The organism is Kitasatospora sp. NBC_01287 (assembly GCF_026340565.1).
In the GTDB taxonomy this organism is placed as follows: Bacteria; Actinomycetota; Actinomycetes; order Streptomycetales; family Streptomycetaceae; genus Kitasatospora.
Window position 1 is genome coordinate 6,521,780 of record NZ_JAPEPB010000001.1, and the last position, 17,573, is coordinate 6,539,352.

The 17,573-nt window shown below is 74.2% G+C and carries 16 protein-coding genes; 8 read left to right on the forward strand and 8 right to left on the reverse strand.

The genetic code is table 11. The features are described 5' to 3' along the window. Nucleotides 1-75: 75 nt before the first annotated feature. Nucleotides 76-864 carry a VOC family protein gene (locus OG455_RS28430; RefSeq protein ID WP_266298494.1) on the reverse strand — a complete coding sequence of 263 codons (789 nt, stop codon included), beginning with the start codon at nucleotides 862-864 and terminating at the stop codon, nucleotides 76-78. A 172-nt stretch (nucleotides 865-1,036) separates the two neighbouring features. Continuing rightward, nucleotides 1,037-1,567, reverse strand: coding sequence for a MarR family winged helix-turn-helix transcriptional regulator (locus OG455_RS28435; protein WP_266298496.1), 531 nt, complete (start codon nucleotides 1,565-1,567; stop codon nucleotides 1,037-1,039). 115 nt (nucleotides 1,568-1,682) lie between these two features. On the opposite strand from OG455_RS28435, the gene OG455_RS28440 reads away from it, so the two are divergent. The 4 genes from OG455_RS28440 (at nucleotide 1,683) to OG455_RS28455 (ending at nucleotide 6,210) form a co-directional block, all read left to right on the forward strand. Then, nucleotides 1,683-2,966, forward strand: a complete 1,284-nt coding sequence (locus tag OG455_RS28440; protein WP_266298498.1) for an MFS transporter — start codon at nucleotides 1,683-1,685, stop codon at nucleotides 2,964-2,966. Between the two features lie 94 nt (nucleotides 2,967-3,060). Beyond that, nucleotides 3,061-4,623 (forward strand): dolichyl-phosphate-mannose--protein mannosyltransferase, encoded by a 1,563-nt coding sequence (locus OG455_RS28445; protein ID WP_266298500.1) that lies wholly within the window; start codon nucleotides 3,061-3,063, stop codon nucleotides 4,621-4,623. A gap of 86 nt (nucleotides 4,624-4,709) precedes the next feature. Further along, nucleotides 4,710-5,429, forward strand: a complete 720-nt coding sequence (locus OG455_RS28450; protein WP_266300982.1) for an ABC transporter permease — start codon at nucleotides 4,710-4,712, stop codon at nucleotides 5,427-5,429. A gap of 202 nt (nucleotides 5,430-5,631) precedes the next feature. Next, nucleotides 5,632-6,210: a TMEM165/GDT1 family protein gene (locus OG455_RS28455; protein ID WP_266298502.1), complete on the forward strand. Its 579-nt coding sequence runs from the start codon at nucleotides 5,632-5,634 to the stop codon at nucleotides 6,208-6,210. 77 nt (nucleotides 6,211-6,287) lie between these two features. Here OG455_RS28455 and OG455_RS28460 read toward each other — a convergent pair whose 3' ends face one another. After that, complete coding sequence (locus tag OG455_RS28460; RefSeq protein WP_266298504.1) at nucleotides 6,288-7,277, reverse strand: peptidoglycan-binding domain-containing protein; 990 nt, start codon at nucleotides 7,275-7,277, stop codon at nucleotides 6,288-6,290. 196 nt (nucleotides 7,278-7,473) lie between these two features. Here OG455_RS28460 and OG455_RS28465 point away from each other — a divergent pair, with 196 nt between their 5' ends. The 4 genes from OG455_RS28465 (at nucleotide 7,474) to OG455_RS28480 (ending at nucleotide 11,867) form a co-directional block, all read left to right on the forward strand. After that, a complete protein-coding gene (locus tag OG455_RS28465; RefSeq protein WP_266298506.1) occupies nucleotides 7,474-9,537 on the forward strand; it encodes an MFS transporter in 2,064 nt (687 codons plus the stop codon). Continuing rightward, nucleotides 9,537-9,803 carry a hypothetical protein gene (locus tag OG455_RS28470; protein WP_266298508.1) on the forward strand — a complete coding sequence of 89 codons (267 nt, stop codon included), beginning with the start codon at nucleotides 9,537-9,539 and terminating at the stop codon, nucleotides 9,801-9,803. Before OG455_RS28465 ends, OG455_RS28470 begins: the two co-directional genes overlap by 1 nt. 100 nt (nucleotides 9,804-9,903) lie before the next feature. After that, nucleotides 9,904-11,463, forward strand: a complete 1,560-nt coding sequence (gene murJ / locus OG455_RS28475) for a murein biosynthesis integral membrane protein MurJ (protein ID WP_266298510.1) — start codon at nucleotides 9,904-9,906, stop codon at nucleotides 11,461-11,463. 89 nt (nucleotides 11,464-11,552) lie between these two features. Then, the gene (locus OG455_RS28480; protein WP_266298512.1) at nucleotides 11,553-11,867 is read left to right on the forward strand and encodes an antibiotic biosynthesis monooxygenase; all 315 of its coding nucleotides are present in this window, start codon (nucleotides 11,553-11,555) and stop codon (nucleotides 11,865-11,867) included. 6 nt (nucleotides 11,868-11,873) lie between these two features. Here the strand turns inward: OG455_RS28480 and OG455_RS28485 are convergent, their stop codons facing one another. The 5 genes from OG455_RS28485 to OG455_RS28505 form a co-directional block, all read right to left on the reverse strand. Then, on the reverse strand, nucleotides 11,874-13,082 hold the full coding sequence (locus OG455_RS28485) for a sensor histidine kinase (RefSeq protein ID WP_266298514.1): 1,209 nt from the start codon (nucleotides 13,080-13,082) through the stop codon (nucleotides 11,874-11,876). Between the two features lie 232 nt (nucleotides 13,083-13,314). Next, complete coding sequence (locus OG455_RS28490) at nucleotides 13,315-14,157, reverse strand: ECF transporter S component (RefSeq protein WP_323185588.1); 843 nt, start codon at nucleotides 14,155-14,157, stop codon at nucleotides 13,315-13,317. After that, nucleotides 14,154-15,770 (reverse strand): ABC transporter ATP-binding protein, encoded by a 1,617-nt coding sequence (locus OG455_RS28495; RefSeq protein ID WP_266298516.1) that lies wholly within the window; start codon nucleotides 15,768-15,770, stop codon nucleotides 14,154-14,156. The genes OG455_RS28490 and OG455_RS28495 overlap by 4 nt, the downstream gene beginning before the upstream one ends. Further along, complete coding sequence (locus tag OG455_RS28500) at nucleotides 15,767-16,867, reverse strand: CbiQ family ECF transporter T component (RefSeq protein ID WP_266298518.1); 1,101 nt, start codon at nucleotides 16,865-16,867, stop codon at nucleotides 15,767-15,769. Before OG455_RS28500 ends, OG455_RS28495 begins: the two co-directional genes overlap by 4 nt. Then, nucleotides 16,864-17,520 carry an SCO2322 family protein gene (locus OG455_RS28505; protein WP_266298520.1) on the reverse strand — a complete coding sequence of 219 codons (657 nt, stop codon included), beginning with the start codon at nucleotides 17,518-17,520 and terminating at the stop codon, nucleotides 16,864-16,866. The genes OG455_RS28500 and OG455_RS28505 overlap by 4 nt, the downstream gene beginning before the upstream one ends. Nucleotides 17,521-17,573: the final 53 nt, after the last annotated feature.

Genomic DNA, 17,573 nt, shown 5'->3' on the forward strand with positions numbered 1-17,573 from the left:
CCGCAAGAGCACCGCGGCCCGGACCGATCCAAGCGATCGGTCCGGGCCGCGGCCCAATTCCCAGCCGAGCGGCGGTCAGCCCGCCTGCATCGGCTGCGGCTTGATCAGCCAGAAGGCACCGCCCTGCGGGTCGGTCAGCGCGCCCATCCGTCCCACCGGGGTGTCCATCGCCGGCACCAGCAGCGAGCCGCCCGCGCGCACCGCGGCGTCCACCGTGCTGTCCACGTCGTCCACCGCGAAGTAGGTGGCCCAGTGCGAGGGCGTGCCCTCGGGGTGGTGCTGCAGGCCCTGCGCGCCGCCGACGTCCCGGCCGTCCACCTTCAGGCCGTGGTACTCGGGCATCTCCGGCATCGGGGCGATGTCGATGTCCAGGGCCGCCTTGTAGAAGGCGGTCGCGGCCTTGATGTCGGAGGTGTTCAGCTCGTTCCAGATCACCGCGCCGGGCTCGTTGACGATCTGCGCGCCGAAGAACTCCAGCGGCTGCCAGACCCCGAAGACCGCGCCGGTCGGGTCCGCGGCGACCAGCATCCGGCCGATGGTGCCCACGTCCATCACCGGGAAGAGCAGCGTGCCGCCGTTCGCGGTGATCCTGGTGGCGGTGGCCTCCGCGTCGGCCGAGGCCAGGTAGGTGGTCCAGACGGTGGGCGGTGGCGGGGTGTCGCCCATCGCCATGGCCGTCATGATGCCGGCCACCGGCTTGTCCTTGAGGGTGAGGACCGCGTAGCCGCCGAACTCCTCCGAGCCCCGCTGGCCCTGCCAGCCGAAGAGGTCGCGGTAGAAGTCGAGGGCGGCCTGCTGGTCGGGGACCGTCAGGTCTACCCAGCACGGGGTGCCGGGCGGATAGGGAGTGCTGACCACGGGCATGAGTGTCGCCTCCAGGGCGGAGAGTGGTCCGGACAGACGTTTTCGCCCCCCAGCACTCACCCTGCCGCCGCCCGGCGCCTCCCGCCACCGGGCGCGCCGGGGCGTCCGGGGTGTCGCGGAGTGTCGCGGGCCACGCGCGCCGTGCGGGCCGTGCGGGCGCCGCGGTGGCGCCTCAGGCGGTGCCGTCCTCGATCCTGGTCAGCATCCGGCCGAGCAGGCCGGAGAGTGCCGTGCGCTCGGCGGGGCCGACGTCCTGGAGCAGTTCCTCCTCGAAGACGGCGGCCATCCGCATCGACTCCAGCCACTTGTCGCGGCCGGTCTCGGTCAGCCCGATGATCACCCGCACCCGGTTGGCCTCGTCGCGCTCCCGGGTGACCAGCTCCTCGGCCACCATCCGGTCGATCCGGTGGGTCATCGCCGCCGGGGTCAGGCCCAGTCGCTTGGCCAGTTCGCCGGGGCCGAGCCGGTAGGGGCTGCCCGCCACCACCAGGGCCTTGAGCACCTCCCACTCGGCGCTGGTGATCCCGAGCACAGTCAGCTGGCGCCCGTAGGCGGTGCCCATCCGGCGGGCCACCCGGGACAGGGTGGAGACGATGGTCTCCACCTGGGGGTCGACGGTGGGGAACTCCCGCTGGTAGGCGGCCACTTGCTCGGCAATGTCCAGCTCGGCGCAGGCGTCCGGCGCGGGCCTGGGTGTGCTCATGGTCCCCAGTCTCCCACGCTTCGCTGCCCCGGTTAAGCCTTTGACACGACAGTGTTTCTGTCCGTAGAGTTTAGCTCTGAAATCTTGCAGTCTAAAAGTTCGAAGGGGTGTCTCCATGAAGCAGCAGAAGTACGGCGCCGGGGGCGCCCTGCGCCGGGTCCAGCTCGGCAACGCGCTCAGCGCCTTCGGCAGCGGGTTCACGATGCCGTACATGTTCGTGTACGTGGACCAGGTGCGCGGGCTGGGCTCGCTCGCCGCGGGCCTGGTCTTCACCGTCTTCGCGCTGGCCGCGCTGGTGGTGCTGCCGTTCGCCGGCCGCGGCATCGACAAGTACGGGCCGCGCCCGGTCCTGCTGGCCGGCTGCGCGCTGGCCGCCACCGGCGCCTTCTCCTTCGGGCAGGCGAGCGGGACCACCGGGCTGCTGATCGCCTCCTTCCTGTTCGGTGGCGGTGTCACCACCTGCCAGCCGGCGCTGGCCACGATGATCGTGCGCTGCTCCACCGCCAAGACCCGCTCGCACGCCTTCGCGCTGCAGTTCACCCTGGTCAACCTGGGCATGGGCATCGGCGCGCTGGTCGGCGGGCAGATCGTGGACACGGCCGACCCGGCCAGCCTGACCCGGCTCTTCACCATCGAGGCGCTGACCTTCCTCGGGCTGGCCGCCGTGACCGGCAGCGCGAGGATCCCCCGCCCCGCGCCGGTCCTGGTCACCGACGGCGGACCGCAGCGCAGCGGGCTGCGCGCGCTGACGGCCGACAAGGCGATGCTGCGGCTCTGCCTGCTGGCCGGGCTGATCTTCTTCACCTGCTACGGCCAGTTCGAGTCGGGCGTGGCGGCCTTCGCCACCGACACGGTCAAGACCGCCCCGGCCACCCTGGGCATGGCGATCGGCGCCAACGCGCTGACCATCGTGCTGCTGCAGATGTTCATGGTGCGGATCACCGCCCGCCGCCGGCGCACCACCGCGATGGCCGCCACCGGCGTGGTCTGGCTCGGCGCCTGGGGCGCGGCCCTGCTGGCCGGGCTGGTCCGCGGCGAGGCCGCGGCCGCCACGGTGGCGATCGTCTCGATCTACGTGCTGTTCGGCGTCGGCGAGTCGATGCTGGCCCCGACCCTGGGCCCGATCGTCGCGGACCTGGCCCCGGCGCGGCTGCTGGGCACCTACAACTCGGCGTTCGCGCTGGTCAAGCAGACCGCGATCGCGGTCGGCCCGGCGGTCGGCGTGCTGCTGGTCGGCTCCGGCACCTGGCCGCTCTACCTGGCCGCGATGACCCTCTGCACGCTGCTGATCATCGTGCTGGCGCTGCGGCTGCGCGGGCACCTGACCCCCGCGCAGGACAACGCCGAGGCACCGGCGCCCGTGGCCGTGCCGCTCCGTGAGCTCCAGACGGCGGCATGAGAGGCTGACGCCGGAGACCGCCGCGACCGAGTGCCCCACCGAGGGGCGCTAGGGTCGACGGCGGTCCGGTCATCCAGTCGACAGCGGTGGGGTCATGGCACAGACGGCAGTCACCGAGCGGCCGGCGGCGCGGGAAGCGCCGCCGGCCCAGTTGTCCGTCCCGCAGCGGCTGACCACCTGGACGCCCGCGTTGGCGCGCCACGCGGGCTGGCTGGGCCCGATCGCGGTGGCGCTCTTCGCCGGGGTGCTGCGGTTCTGGAACCTCGGCCACCCGCGCGCCTTCGTCTTCGACGAGACGTACTACCCCAAGGACGCCTGGTCGCTGCTGCACCAGGGCTACGAGGGCGTCTGGTCGACCACCGCGAACGACCAGATCCTGGCCCACCCGCAGACCATCCCGTTCGACGAGGTGCCCGCCTTCGTCGCCCACCCGCCGCTCGGCAAATGGGTGATCGCGCTCGGTGAGGCAGCCTTCGGACTGAACCCCTTCGGCTGGCGGGTGATGGTCTGCCTGCTCGGCACCCTCTCGGTGCTGATGCTGGCCCGGATCGGCCGCCGGCTCTTCGGCTCCACCCTGATCGGCTGTACGGCCGCGCTGCTGATGTCGGTGGACGGCCTGCAGTTCGTGATGAGCCGCACCGGGCTGCTCGACGGCGTGCTCATGTTCTTCGTGCTGGCCGCCTTCGGCTGCCTGCTGGTCGACCGGGACCGGGCCAGGGCCAGGCTCGCCGGGCCGGGCGCGGACGGCGACCGGACGCGGCTGGGCCTGCGGCCCTGGCGGCTGGCCGCCGGGCTGCTGCTCGGCGCGGCCTGCTCGGTGAAGTGGAACGGCGCGCAGATCCTGGCCGCCTTCGGCCTGCTCACGGTGCTCTGGGACCAGGCGGGCCGCCGGGCGGTCGGTGCCCGCACCCCGCTGCGCAGCATGCTGCGGCGCGACGCGCTGCCCGCCTTCGCCTCGCTGGTCGTCCTCGGCGTGGGCACCTACCTGGCCGCCTGGTCGGGCTGGTTCGCCACCTCCGGCGGCTACGACCGGCAGTGGGCCGCAGGCCGCCCCGGCCCGGTCCCCGACGCGCTGCGCAGCTGGTGGCACTACCAGGCGGAGATGTGGCGCTTCAACACCACGCTGACCACCCCGCACACCTACCAGTCCAACCCGTGGAGCTGGCTGGTCCAGGGCCGCCCGGTCAGCATGTACTGGCAGCCGGTGGTGACCGGTCAGCAGGGCTGCACCGACCACGGCGGCTGCACCACCCAGATCCTGGCGCTGGGCACCCCGCTGCTCTGGTGGACCGCCTGCTTCGCGCTCGCCTACCTGCTCTACCGCTGGTTCTTCCGGCGGGACTGGCGCTCGGGCGCGGTGCTCTGCGCGGTGGCCGCCATCTACCTGCCCTGGTTCCAGTTCCAGCAGCGCACCATCTTCTCCTTCTACATGGTGGTGCTGGTGCCCTTCCTCTGCCTCGCGGTGGCGCAGATGCTCGGCGCGATGCTCGGCCCGCCGGGCAGCGCGCCCCGGCGGCGGGCGCTCGGCGGGGTGGCGGCCGGCGCCATCGTGCTGGCGATCATGGGCTGCTTCCTCTACTTCCTGCCGCTCTACACCGCCCAGGTGATCCCGATGAGCCAGTGGCAGGACCACATGTGGTTCACCAGTTGGATCTGAGCCGGCCGGCTCCCTCGCAGCTGGTCGCGGCGGGCTCCGCCGGGTCGGGGCAACTGCTGCCGGTCACCCCGCTGCTCGGGGTGGCGATGGCGCTGCTGCTGGCGGTGGCGGTCGCGGTGGCCGGCTGGGGCCTGCTCGGGCACGGCAGGGCGGTGCTGCGGGCCGGGGCGCGGGCGGTGGCGCAGCTCGCGGCGGTCTCCTTCGTGATCACCTGGGTGGTCCACTCGCTCTGGTGGACCGCGCTCTTCGTCGTGGTGATGTTCACCGTGGCGGTGCGGACCGCCGGGCGGCGGATGACCACCGCGCCCGGCTGGTCCTGGGCCTGGGCGGCCGCGCCGATCGGGGCCGGGGTGCTGCCGGTGCTGGTGCTGCTGCTGGGCAGCGGGTTGCTGCCACTCAAGGGGCTCTCCATCGTGCCGGTGGCCGGGATCCTGATCGGTGGCGCGCTCAGTGCCACCTCGCTGGCCGGGCGCCGGGCCCTGGACGAGCTGGTCCAGCGCCACGGCGAGGTGGAGGCGGCGCTCGCGCTCGGCCTGCCGGACCGCGACGCCAGGCTGGAGATCTGCCGCACGGCGGCCGCCACCTCGCTGGTGCCGGCGCTGGACCAGACCCGCACCGTCGGCCTGGTCACCCTGCCCGGCGCCTTCGTCGGCATGCTGCTGGGCGGCTCCTCCCCGGTGGCGGCCGGGGCGGTGCAGCTCTTCGTGCTGGTCGCGCTGCTCGCGGTGGAGGCGGTGGCGATCGTGGTGGTGCTTGAGCTGGTGGGGCGGGGCCTGGTGCGGCGTCCGCTAGACTGGCGGGGTTGAAGGGGAGTAGCCCTCCACCGGACCGTCGACATACTGGCCGACCCGCTCGCGGGAAGGCCCGGCGCCCGGGACACCTGTTCGGCGGGTGTCGGCGAGACCTTCGGCCGCAGTGCTGTGACCATGACCAGTGCTGTCGGGCCGAGGTCTCTTTTTTTCTTGAGGCCTGGTGGCCGGCAGCCCGACCGTAGGGACACCGACCCCGATGGACCTGACCGTATTCGCCGTGACCTTCGGCATCATCTTCCTGGCCGAGCTGCCGGACAAGACCGCGCTCGCCGCGCTGATGCTCGGGACCCGCTACCGCGCGGCCTACGTCTTCGCCGGGGTCGCGGCGGCGATGGCGCTGCAGGTCGGCCTCGCGCTGGCGGCCGGCAGCCTGCTGTCGCTGCTGCCGCACCGCTGGGTCGAGGGGATCAGCGGGGTGCTCTTCCTGGCCGGCGCGGTGATGCTGCTGCTGCACAAGGACGACGGCGAGGGGCACGAGGCGAAGGAGCCGTCCTCGACCGGCTTCTGGAAGGTGGCCGGGGCCAGCTTCCTGGTGGTGGCGGTGGCCGAGTTCGGCGACCTGACCCAGATCATGACCGCCAACCTGGCCGCCAAGTACGCCGACCCGCTCTCGGTGGGCCTGGGCGCCTGGCTGGCGCTCTGCGCGGTCGGCGGGCTGGCGATCCTCGGTGGGCAGAAGCTGCTGCGGTACGTGCCGATGAAGGTGATCATCCGGGTCGCGGCGGCGGCCATGCTGGTGCTGGCGGCGATCAGCATCGTCGGCGCGCTGGCGTAGGGCCGTGCCGGGCACCTGCTACTGACGGGCACCCGGAGCCAGGTGCGGGGCGTTCTGCGGGCGGCGTCCGGCGCCCGTCAGTAGCAGGTGCCGCCCGCGTTGAGGGCCTGGGCGGTCGGCTGGTCGTAGACGCCCCACTGGGACTGCCAGAGCGCGTTGGAGTTCTGGAAGTTGCCCACGGCCTCGACGGTGGCCTGGTCGTAGACGCCGGACGTGAAGTGCCGGTCGTAGCAGCCCGCGGCGGACAGCTGCTGCTGCAGCGCGGTGACCGCGGGCCCGGTGCTCCGGTAGGTGGGCAGCGCGGTGGGGCTCGGCGCCGGGTCGGCCGAGGCGCCGGCGCCGGCAGTGGGGCTGGGGGCGGCGCTGGTGGGGGGTGCCTGGGTGGTCGGCGGCGCGGCCGGCGCACTGCTGGGCGGCGGCGGGGCCTGCGTGGTCGCGGCGACGGGAGGCGCCACCACCGGGGCCTGGGTGGTGGGCGCGGCGGGCTTGGCCGAGCGGTGCGGGGCGGGCTGGCTCGGGCGCGCCGAGGTGGCGGGCGCGCTGCTGGCCGGGGCACTGCCGGCGGCGGTGGTGCTGGGCGCGGACTGCGGGGTCTGCTCGGGCGAGGCGACCGGGTCGGGGACGCCGGTGGGCAGCACCGGCAGGGCCTGGTGCTGGGCGCCGGGGCCGGGCGACAGCGCGAAGGCCAGGCCCACCCCGAGCGTGAGCACTCCGACGCCGGCCGCGGCGACCACGCCGCGTCTGCGGTGCCTGGCCCGGCGCGCGGCGGCCCGGCCACCGGCGGCACCGGGGCCGCTGGTGGCGTCCTCGGCGGCGATCGGGAAGAGCCCGAGCTCGCGCGGCGGCGCGGACGGCGGCGCCGGGGGCAGCAGTGGCGCGGCGGGCGGGGGCACCGGGGGCAGCAAGGCCGTGGCGAACGGGTCGTCAGCCGGCTCGTGGACCGGCACGACGGGCACGTACGGGCGGACCAGCGGCGGGCCCTCCAGGTGCGGCAGGACGGCGGTCTCGGTGAGGTCGGGGTCCGGGGCAGGACTCGGGCCGGGGCCGGGGTGGGCGAATCCCGGCATGGGCCGGTCCTCCTGGACTGTCGACAGCGTGGAACGCGCCCGATTATGCAGGACCTCTCCCCGACACCAACAGGGGCGCCCGGCTTACGAATGGCGCAATCGCCAGCCGTAAATCGGGACATATCTGACACGATGAAGGCGAGAAGTCGGAATGATCGTCAGATAAGCAACAAAACGCCCCCGAGGAGGACCCGCCATGGCGGAACCGGCCGTCGAGCCCGAACCGCTGGTCTCGCAGGAGGCCGAGGTCCACAACCTCTGGGTCCCGATCAGCGCCCTGCTGCTGGCCCTGCTGCTGGCAGCGCTCGACCAGACCATCGTCTCCACGGCGCTGCCCACCATCGTCAGCGACCTCGGCGGCCTCGAACACCTCTCCTGGGTGGTCACCGCCTACCTGCTGGCGTCCACCGCCGCCACCCCGCTCTGGGGCAAGCTCGGCGACATGTACGGCCGGAAGCGGTTCTTCCAGGCCTCCATCGTGATCTTCCTGATCGGCTCGGCGCTCTGCGGCGTGGCGCAGAACATGGGCGAGCTGATCGCCTTCCGCGCGCTGCAGGGCCTGGGCGGCGGCGGGCTGATCGTGCTGACCCAGGCGATCGTCGGAGACCTGGTGCCACCGCGCGACCGGGGCAAGTACCAAGGGCTCTTCGGCGCGGTCTTCGGCGCCACCAGCGTGCTGGGCCCGCTGCTCGGCGGCTTCTTCGTGGACCAGCTCTCCTGGCGCTGGGTCTTCTACATCAACCTGCCGATCGGTGTGGTCGCGCTGATCGTGATCGCCGTGGTGCTGCACAGCGTGGAGGTCAAGCGCCGGCACCGGATCGACTACCCCGGCATCGTGCTGATCGCCTCGGTCGCCACCTGCCTGGTGCTGATGACCTCGCTCGGCGGGGTGACCTACCCCTGGGCCTCCTGGCAGATCATCGGCCTGGGCGTGCTCGGCGTGGTGCTGCTGGTCGCCTTCGTCGCGGTCGAGCGCACGGCCAAGGAGGCCGTGCTGCCGCCCCGGCTCTTCGCCTCCCGCACCTTCAGCCTGGTCGCGGTGATCTCCTTCGTGGTCGGCTTCGCGATGTTCGGCGCGCTCACCTACCTGCCGACCTTCCTCCAGGTGGTGCAGGGCGTCTCGCCCACGCTCTCCGGTGTGCACATGCTGCCGATGGTGCTCGGGATGCTGGTCACCTCGATCGGCTCGGGCCAGATCGTGGCGCGCACCGGCCGCTACCGGGTCTTCCCGATCGCCGGCACGGCCGTGGTGACGGTGGGGCTGATCCTGCTCTCCCGGCTCACCGAGTCCACCTCGACCACCGTGATGAGCCTGTACTTCCTGGTCTTCGGCCTGGGGCTCGGCCTGGTGCTGCAGGTGCTGGTGCTGATCGTGCAGAACTCGGTCGGCTACCAGGACCTGGGCACGGCCACGGCCGCCGCCACCTTCTTCCGCTCGATCGGCGCGTCCTTCGGCGTCTCGATCTTCGGCACCATCTTCACCACCCAGCTGACCCACAAGCTGGACGACGCCCTGCGCGGGGTGCAGCTGCCGGCCGGCTTCGCGCCGAGCTCGATCACCGCCGACCCGCACGTGATCAAGAATCTGCCGCCGGCCGTCGCGCACAGCGTGCTGCACGCCTACGCCACTTCCATCGCGGAGGTCTTCCTCTACGCCGCGCCGGTGGCGTTCGTCGCCTTCCTGTTCTCGCTCTTCATCCAGGAGCAGCCGCTGCGTGCCTCGGTGACCGCGCCCGACCTCGGCGAGTCGATCGGGATGAACCCGGTGGAGCGCTCCTCGGTGGACGAGATCGCCCGCGCGCTGGCCGTGCTCAACACCCGTGAGGCGCGGCGCGACCTCTACCGGCGGATCACCGTCGAGGCCGGACTCGACCTGCAGCCGGCCGCCAGCTGGCTACTGCTCCAGATGCACCACCAGGGCTCGGTGGAGCCGGCCGAGATCGTCGAGCGCAAGATCGTCCCGCCCGGCGTGGTGGAGGCGGCCGCCGCCGAGGTGGAGGGCAAGGGGCTGGCACAGCGCAACGGCCTGCCGCTGCGGCTGACCGAGGCCGGTGAGCGGATGGCCCTCAAGCTGGTCGCCGCCCGGCGCGCGCAGCTGGCCAAGCTGTGCGGCGACTGGGACGAGAAGCAGTTCGCCGACCTGGCCGACCTGCTCACCCGCCTCAGCGATGAGCTGACCGGGGACAGGCACGACCGACCGGACCGCCAGGGCCGGGCAGTGGAGGAGCCCGTCGCGCCCGGCGAGGGCCGCGCGTCCTGATGGCGGCGCTCGCGTCGGCGGTGCCGCTCGCGCTGCTGATGCCGCTCGTGCTGGCGGTGCCCGTCGCGCTCGCACTGGGGCTGCTGCTGACGCTGCCCGAGCGCGACCGGCCCGAGCGCGACCGTCCCGGGTACCGCCGGCCCGGACACTGCTGCCCCGGACGCCGCCGACCGCCGCAGGCCCGGCGATCTCCCGCCGTACAGTGGGCGGATGGGGAATCGGACGGGGGAGTCTCCGGCAACGGGGACAGCGGCGGGGACAGTTGAGCGGACAACCGGTGGGCAGACCGGGGCGCGGCGGCGCGGACGTCACGCGGCCCGCCCCGCTCGCCGGTCGGCGGGCGGGCCGGCGCGTTCGTCGGCGCTGATGGCGCTGGGCACGGTGGTCTCGCGCGTCACCGGGCTGATCCGGCTGGTCCTGCAGGGTTCCGCGCTGGGGACCGGGCTGGTGGCGACCACCTACAACACCGCGAACACGGTGCCGATGAGCCTCTACGCACTGCTGATCGGCGGAGCGCTCAACGCGGCCTTCGTACCGCAGTTGGTGCGGGCCCGGCTGGAGCACGCCGATGGTGGCCGGGCCCACGAGCAGCGCCTGCTGACCCTGGCGCTCTGCGTCCTGACGGTGGGCACGGTGGCGGCGGTGCTGGCCGCGCCGCGGATCGTCGGCCTCTACCTGCCCGACTCACCCGCCACCCACCAGGCCTTCGAGCTGGCCGTGGTCTTCGCCCGCTTCCTGCTGCCCCAGATATTCTTCTACGGACTCTCCGCAGTCCTGGGTCAACTCCTCAACGTCAGGGAGGAGTTCGGCGCCGTCACCTGGACCCCGGTGCTGAACAACCTGGTCCTGATCACCCTGTTCGGGCTCTACCTCGGGCTGTTGACCGCGCCCCACAGCGTCCACGACGTGACGCCCGCGCAGGTGCGGCTGCTGGGCATCGGGACGACGATCGGCATCGCCCTGCAGGCGCTCGCGCTGATCCCCTACCTCCGTGAGGCGGGATTCCGCCCGCGGCCCCGCTTCGACTGGCGGGGCGTGGGTCTGCGCAAGAGTGTGAGCTCCGCGCGGTGGACCTTGCTGTTTGTGCTGGCCAACCAGGTCGCCCTCACGGTGGTGACGCACTACGCCAACGCCGCCGACCTCGCGCTGCCCAAGGCCGGTGTGGGCAACACCGCCTACTCCTACGCGCAGACCATCTGGACCCTGCCGCAGTCGATCGTCACCGTCTCGCTGGTCACCGCGCTGCTGCCCCGGCTGAGCCGGGCCGGGGCCGAGCAGCGCCTGGACGACGTCCGCGCCGAGCTCTCCCGGGCCCTTCGGGTCACAGGTGTCGTGATCGTCCCCGCCGCCTTCTTCTTCCTCCTCTTCGGCCCGCAGATCACCGCCCTGCTCTTCGCCCACGGCGTCGCGGACCCCCGGCCGATGGGCCACATGCTCCAGGCGCTCGCCCTGGGCCTGATCCCCTTCTCCGCGCAGTTCCTCCTCCTGCGCGGCTTCTACGCCTTCGAGGACGCGCGCACCCCGTTCCTGGTGGCGGTCCGGATCGCTGCCGTCAACATCGCCCTGGCCCTCTCCTGCCACCTGCTGCTCCCCACCCGGTGGGCCGTGACCGGGATGGCGGCCTCCTACGGTGTCTCCTACGGCGTCGGCCTGCTGCTCACCGCGCGGCGTCTGCGCGGCAGGATGGCCGGACGCCTGGACGGCAAGCGGCTCGGCCGCACCTACGGCAAGCTGACCGCCGCCGCGGCGTGCGCGGGCCTGGCCGGCAGCGCGGCCGCACATCTGCTCGGCCCGGCGGCCTCGGCGCCGACCTGGGGGCCCGCGCTCGTGCTGGTGGCCGGCGGCGCGGTGATGCTCGTCCTCTTCGTCCTGCTCGCCCGGGTGCTCAGGATCGGCGAACTGCGGAGCCTGCCCGGCCTGCGGTGAGCGGCGGGAGATCGACGCGGGCGACCACGGCCGACCGGTCGCGGCGGGGGTACGGCGGACGGGGCGGGGTGGTGGGGCAGGATGGGGGCATGAGCGTAGTCAAGATCAACGTACTGACCGTTCACGCCGAGCAGCGGGAGGTGCTGGAGCAGCGGTTCGCGTCGCGGGCCGGGGCGGTGGAGAACTCCGACGGGTTCGAGTGGTTCGAGCTTCTTCGGCCGGTGGAGGGGACCGATCAGTACCTCGTGTACACGCGGTGGGCGTCGGAGGAGGCGTTCCAGGCGTGGATGAGCGGGCCGATGCAGGCGGCGCACCGTCCGGCGGGGGAGTCGGGGCAGCGGCCCGCGGCGGCCGGGTCGACGCTGTGGTCGTTCGAGGTGGTGCAGTCGACCGGGCCCAAGTAGGGCTGATCAGGCGGGCGGTGCGAGGGGGAGGGTGAAGTGGACCTCGTAGCCGCCCGTCGGGCGGGGGCCCGTGGTCAGGGCGCCGCCGTAGAGGTGGACCCGCTCGCGCATGCCGATCAGGCCGTGGCCGCCGGGGAGGGGGGCGAGCGGCGCCGTGCCGGTACCGCCGTCGTCGGTGCCGCCGTCGTCGGTGGCGCGGGCGGTCAGGGTGTGGTCGGCGTAGTGCAGGAGGACCTCGGCGCGGGCGGTGGGGCCGGCGTGCTTGAGGGTGTTGGTGAGTGACTCCTGCAGCACCCGGTAGGCGGCCAGGTCGAGGCCGGGCGGCAGTTCGCGCGGCCGGCCGGTGACGCCGAGGGCGACCGTGAGGCCGGCGCCGCGCAGGCGGTCGAGCAGCTCGGGGAGCCGGGCAAGGCCGGGGGCGGGCAGGTAGTCGCCGTCCTCGGGGGAGACGCGCAGCAGCGTGAGCAGGCCGCGCATCTCGTCCAGGGCCAGCCGGGTGGTGTCGGCGATGGTGTCCAGGGCGCCGCCCGCGGTGCCCTGGTCGGCGGTGAGGACGTAGCGCGCCAGGCCCGCCTGCATGGCCACCACCGAGAGGTGGTGGGCGAGCACGTCGTGCAGCTCACGGGCGATCCGCAGCCGTTCCTCCGTCACCGCGTGCTGCGCGCGGGCGGCCTGCTCGGCGTGCAGCTGGGTGGTCAGCTCGGCGAGTCGGGTGTTGCGCAGGTCCAGGTTGCGCATGCCTTCGGCGAAGTACCAGACCACCCCGACGGCCACCGCGGCCTGGCCGCCGGCGAACAGCGGCCCGACCCCGACCTCCAGCCCGTTCCACGCCCACAGGCCCGCGGTCAGGGCGGCCGCGGTCCTGGTGGCGCGGCGGGCGGGGCGGCTGACCACGGTGTAGAAGGCGAGCAGCGGGGCCCAGAGGTTCTGCGAGGACTGGTAGCCGGCGGCCGTGTAGGCGGCCAGCGCGGCGCCGGAGGCCAGCAGCGCGGACCAGGGCCGGCGGCGGCGGACTGCCAGCGGCAGGTTGACCAGCACTGTCAGGAGGATCGCCGAGGTGCCGTAGAGCGGGTAGTGGTCCCTGGTGTGCAGGCTCTGCCGGGTCTGCCAGGCGAAGGTGATCGTCAGGCCGCCGAGGATGAGGGCGAGGGAGAGGTCGAGGGGGTCGGGGTTGTGGCGGAGCAGTTCCCGGATCCGTGCCATCCCCCTGCGCATTGCGGCAGCTTAGACGGTCGGTCTTGGACGTGGGTCTTGGACGTGGGTCTTGGACGTGGGTCTTGGACGTGGGTCTTGGACGTGGGTCTTGGACGTGGGTCTTGGACGTGGGTCTTGGACGTGGGTCTCGGACATGGGTCTCGGACATGGGTCTCGGACATGGGTCTTGGACGTGAGTCTCAGACTTCAGAATCGGACGCCAGAATCAGACGTGGGTCTCAGACGGTCGGACTCAGGCCCACCGGTCCCGAGCAGCGGGGGCGAGCTCCTCGCCGTCGCGGTGGAAGGCCACCGGGGCGTCGAAGGCGGCGCGGCGGGTGGCGCGGCGCAGGGCGCGCAGCACGGGGGTGCCGGCGGCGAGGCAGAGGGTGGCGGTGAGCGCGGCCCTGGGCAGGTCCCAGCCCATCGAGGTGGTCAGGCAGTACACCGCGAAGCGGGGCAGGTTGGCGCTCAGCGGGTCCCCGGGGACGAAGGCGATCGAGCTGCCCAGGCCGCCGATGTAGGGCCAGCCCTGCAGGTTCATCACGGTGCCGTACAGGACGGCGGAGAGCGCGCCGTAGCCCGCGAGCAGCAGCAGTTCGCGACGGCCGCGCAGGGTGCCGGTCCCGGGCAGCAGGCCGGCGCCCAGGCAGACCCAGCCCATGCTGAGCATCTGGAACGGCAGCCAGGGCCCCACCCCGCCGGTGAGCAGCGCGGAGGCGAGCATGCTGAGGGCGCCCAGCACGAAGCCGGTGCCCGGCCCGAGCACCCGCCCGGCCAGCACCATCAGGAAGAACATCGGGTCCAGGCCCGCCGTGCCCGCGCCGAGCGGGCGCAGTGCCGCGCCGGCGGCGGCCAGCACGCCGAGCAGGGCGACCGTCTTGGGGTCCAGGCCGTGCTCGCTGAGCTGGGCGACCAGCACGGCCAGCAGCAGCGGCAGCAGCAGGGTGAAGAGCCAGGGGGCGTCGGCGGCGTGGCCGACCAGCGCGGCGGAGGGCGCGGCGAGCAGCGGCCAGCCGAAGGCGACCAGGCCCACCAGGGAGGTGAGGGTGAGCGCGAGGACCGAGCGGGGTCCGAGCGGGACGGGGCGGCTCACCGGGGGCCGTCCGCGAGCGCCTCGAAGACCTGGGTGGTCGTCAGCCAGGGATCGGGGGCCAGCACCTTGGCCACCTGCGGGGCGTAGACCGGCGAGGCGAGCACCACCTCGGCCGACGGGCCGTCGGCGATCAGCTCGCCGTCGGCCAGTACCAGGGTGCGGTGGGCGACCTCGGCGGCGAGTTCGACGTCGTGGGTGGCCAGCAGGATCGCGTGGCCCTGGCCGGCCAGCGACCGCAGGACGTGGCCCAGGCTCGCCTTGGCCGCGTAGTCCAGGCCGCGGGTGGGCTCGTCGAGCAGCAGCAGGGCGGGGCGGGCGGTCAGCACCACGGCGAGGGCGAGGGTGAGCCGCTGGCCTTCGGAGAGGTCGCGCGGGTGGGTGTCGTCGGCCAGGCCCGGGGCGAGTTCGGCCAGCAGGGTGCGGCAACTGCCCGGCTCCGCACCGCAGTCCTGGTCGGCGGCGGCGCACTCGGCGGCCACCGTGGCGGTGCTGAGCAGGTCGCGCGGGTCCTGCGGGACCAGGCCGACCTGCCGGACCAGTTGCCGCGGGCGGGCCTTGTGCGGGGTGAGACCGGCGACCCGGACCGAGCCGCCCGACGGGGCGTGCAGGCCGGCCAGGGCGCCGAGCAGGCTGGACTTGCCGGCGCCGTTGCGGCCCATCAGCGCGGTGATCTGCCCGGCGTACAGGGTGAGCGCGAGGTCGCGCACGGCCGGGATCGGGCCGCGTCGGACGCCCAGGCGCTCGGCCTCGGCGACCGGCGGGCCGACCGGCGGCGGGGCGGCGGGGCGGCGCGGGCTCCGGGCGAGCCTCTCGCGCAGCGGCCCGGCCACGCGGCGGGCGTCGCGCACGGTGAGCGGCAGCGGCCGCCAGCCGGCCAGCTTGCCCAGGCCCACCACGGGCGGGTTGACGGTGGAGTGGGCCAGCACCTCGGCGGGCTCGCCCAGCATCGCGGGCTTGCCGTGGCCGGGCAGCAGCAGCACCTGGTCCGCGTACTGCACCACCCGCTCCAGGCGGTGCTCGGCCAGCAGCACGGTGGTGCCCAGGTCGTGCACCAGCCGCTGCACCACGGCCAGCACCTCCTCGGCGGCGCCCGGGTCGAGCGCGGAGGTGGGCTCGTCCAGCACCAGGACCTTCGGATGGACGGTCAGCACCGAGCCGATCGCCACCCGCTGGCGCTGCCCGCCGGAGAGCGTGCCGAGCGGGCGGTCGCGCAGTTCGACCAGGCCCAGCAGGTCCAGTGTCTCCTCGACCCGGCGCCGCATCACGGCGGGCGGCAGGCCCAGCGACTCCATGCCGTAGGCGAGTTCGTCCTCGACCGTGTCGGTGACGAAGTGCGCGCCCACGTCCTGGCCCACCGTGCCGACCAGGTCGGCCAGTTCGCGCGGGCGGTGGTCGCGGGTGTCGCGGCCGTCCACCGTGACGCGGCCGTGCAGCACGCCGCCGGTGAAGTGCGGGACCAGCCCGTTGACGGTGCCGAGCAGGGTGGACTTGCCGACACCCGACCGGCCGACCAGCAGGCAGAGCGAGCCCTCGGGGACGGTCAGATCGACGCCGGTGAGCGCGGGGGCGGGCGCGTCGGCGTAGTGGACCGAGACCTGTTCGAAGGTGATCACGGGCGGCGGTCCTTCCGGGTGACGGGGGTGCGCAGGCGGGCCGGGGCGGGCGCCGCGACGGCCGGCAGCAGGGCCGGCAGGATCGCCAGGGCGGCGGCGAGCGGCAGTTCGGGGGCGGTCAGCGGGACCACGCCGGGGGCGAAGGGGCCGGGGTCGGTGGCGGAGAGCCAGATCACCGCGGCCGCGGCGGCGAGTCCTGAACCGGCCACCAGCCACTCCGGCGGCCCCCAGCGGTCGGGCCGGTAGCGGGTGCGCACCGTCCGCCGGCCGCCGAGCGCGAGACCGGCCGCCCCGGCCGCCGCCCCGAGCAGCAGCACCGGGGGCGCCCAACTCGTGCCGCCCGCGCCGAGCAGCCCGTAGACCCCCGCGCAGACCCCGAGCAGGCCGAGCAGGGTGAGCGCCGCGGTCAGCCGGGCGAGCGCCCTTGGCACCGGCGCGGTGCGTCCGAAGCCGCGGCTGTCCATCGCCGCGGCCAGCGCCACCGAGCGCTCCAACGCGCTCTCCAGTACCGGCAGTCCGACGCTGAGCACGGCGCGCACGCCGCGGTCGGGCCGGCCGCGCAGCCGGCGGGCGGCCCGCAGCCGCCGCGCGTCCGCCACCAGGTTGGGCGCGAAGGACATCGCCACCACCACGGCCACGCCCACCTCGTAGAGCGCGCCGGGCAGCAGCCTCAGCAGGCGGGCCGGTGAGGCCAGCGCGTTGGCCGCGCCGACGCAGATCAGCAGGGTGGCCAGCCGCAGGCCGTCGTAGAGCGTGAAGAGCAGTCCCTCCAGGGTGACCCGGCCGCCGATCCGCACGCCCTGGGCCCAGGCGGGCAACGGTAGTTGAGGCAGGGTCAGCACGGTGTGGGTGCCGGGGACGGGGGAGCCGAGCAGCACGGTGAAGAAGAGGCGCAGCACCAGCACGGCCAGGCCCAGCCGCAGGAAGGTGCCGTAGGAGCGGGCCCAGGGCGCCTCGGTGCGGCGGGCGGCGACCACGTAGCCGGCCACCGCGATGATCAGCAGCAGGAGCAGCGGGTTGGTGGTGCGGGAGGCGGCCGCGGCCAGGCCGAGCGCCCAGAGCCACCAGGCGGCGGGGTGCAGTTGGCGCCGGTTCATGAGCTGCGGCGTCGGCGGGCCTGCCACAGGGCGCCCGCGCCGAGCAGCAGCACCAGGGCGCCGCCGGCGGTCAGGCCGAGGGCGGGGCCGGAGTGCCGGGTAGCGTGGGCGGCGGCCGTCGGGGCGGCGGCGGCCTCGCCGCAGCCGGCCGCGGGGTAGCCGGCGATGGCGCAGAGCATCCCGTCGGTGCCGTAGCGCAGCGGCGGAGCGAGCGCGGCCAGCACCTCGGCCGAGCTGGCGTCCGGCGGCACCTGGGCGCAGCCGTCGCGGGGTGCGGGCGGTGCGGTGGTCGACCCGGCATCGGCCGCCGTGCCGAAGTCCAGCACCACCCCGACCCGCTTGAGGCCGGTGCGGGCCGGGGTGCCGGCGCAGAGGGTGGCGAAGTCGGGCGCGGGGGCGGGGCGGGCGGCGTTCTGCCCGCCGTCGGCGCTGAGTGCGAAGCGCCAGCCGTCCACGCCGCCGTCGGCGGGCCGGTAGCCGGCGGGGCCCTGCTGCTGGTAGCTCCAGCCGCTGTCGGTGCCGCGCCAGAACGACCAGTAGCGGTAGTCGGCGGCCGCGGCGGGGCCGGCCGCGGCGAGGGTGCCGAGCAGGGCCGTGACGAGCAGGGCGGTGGCGAGCAGCGGGAGCAGCGCGAGCGGGGCCGCGCGCCGCATCGTGCTCGGGGTGGTGGCTCCCCCCGGGGTGGCGGCTCCCCTCGGGCTCGCGG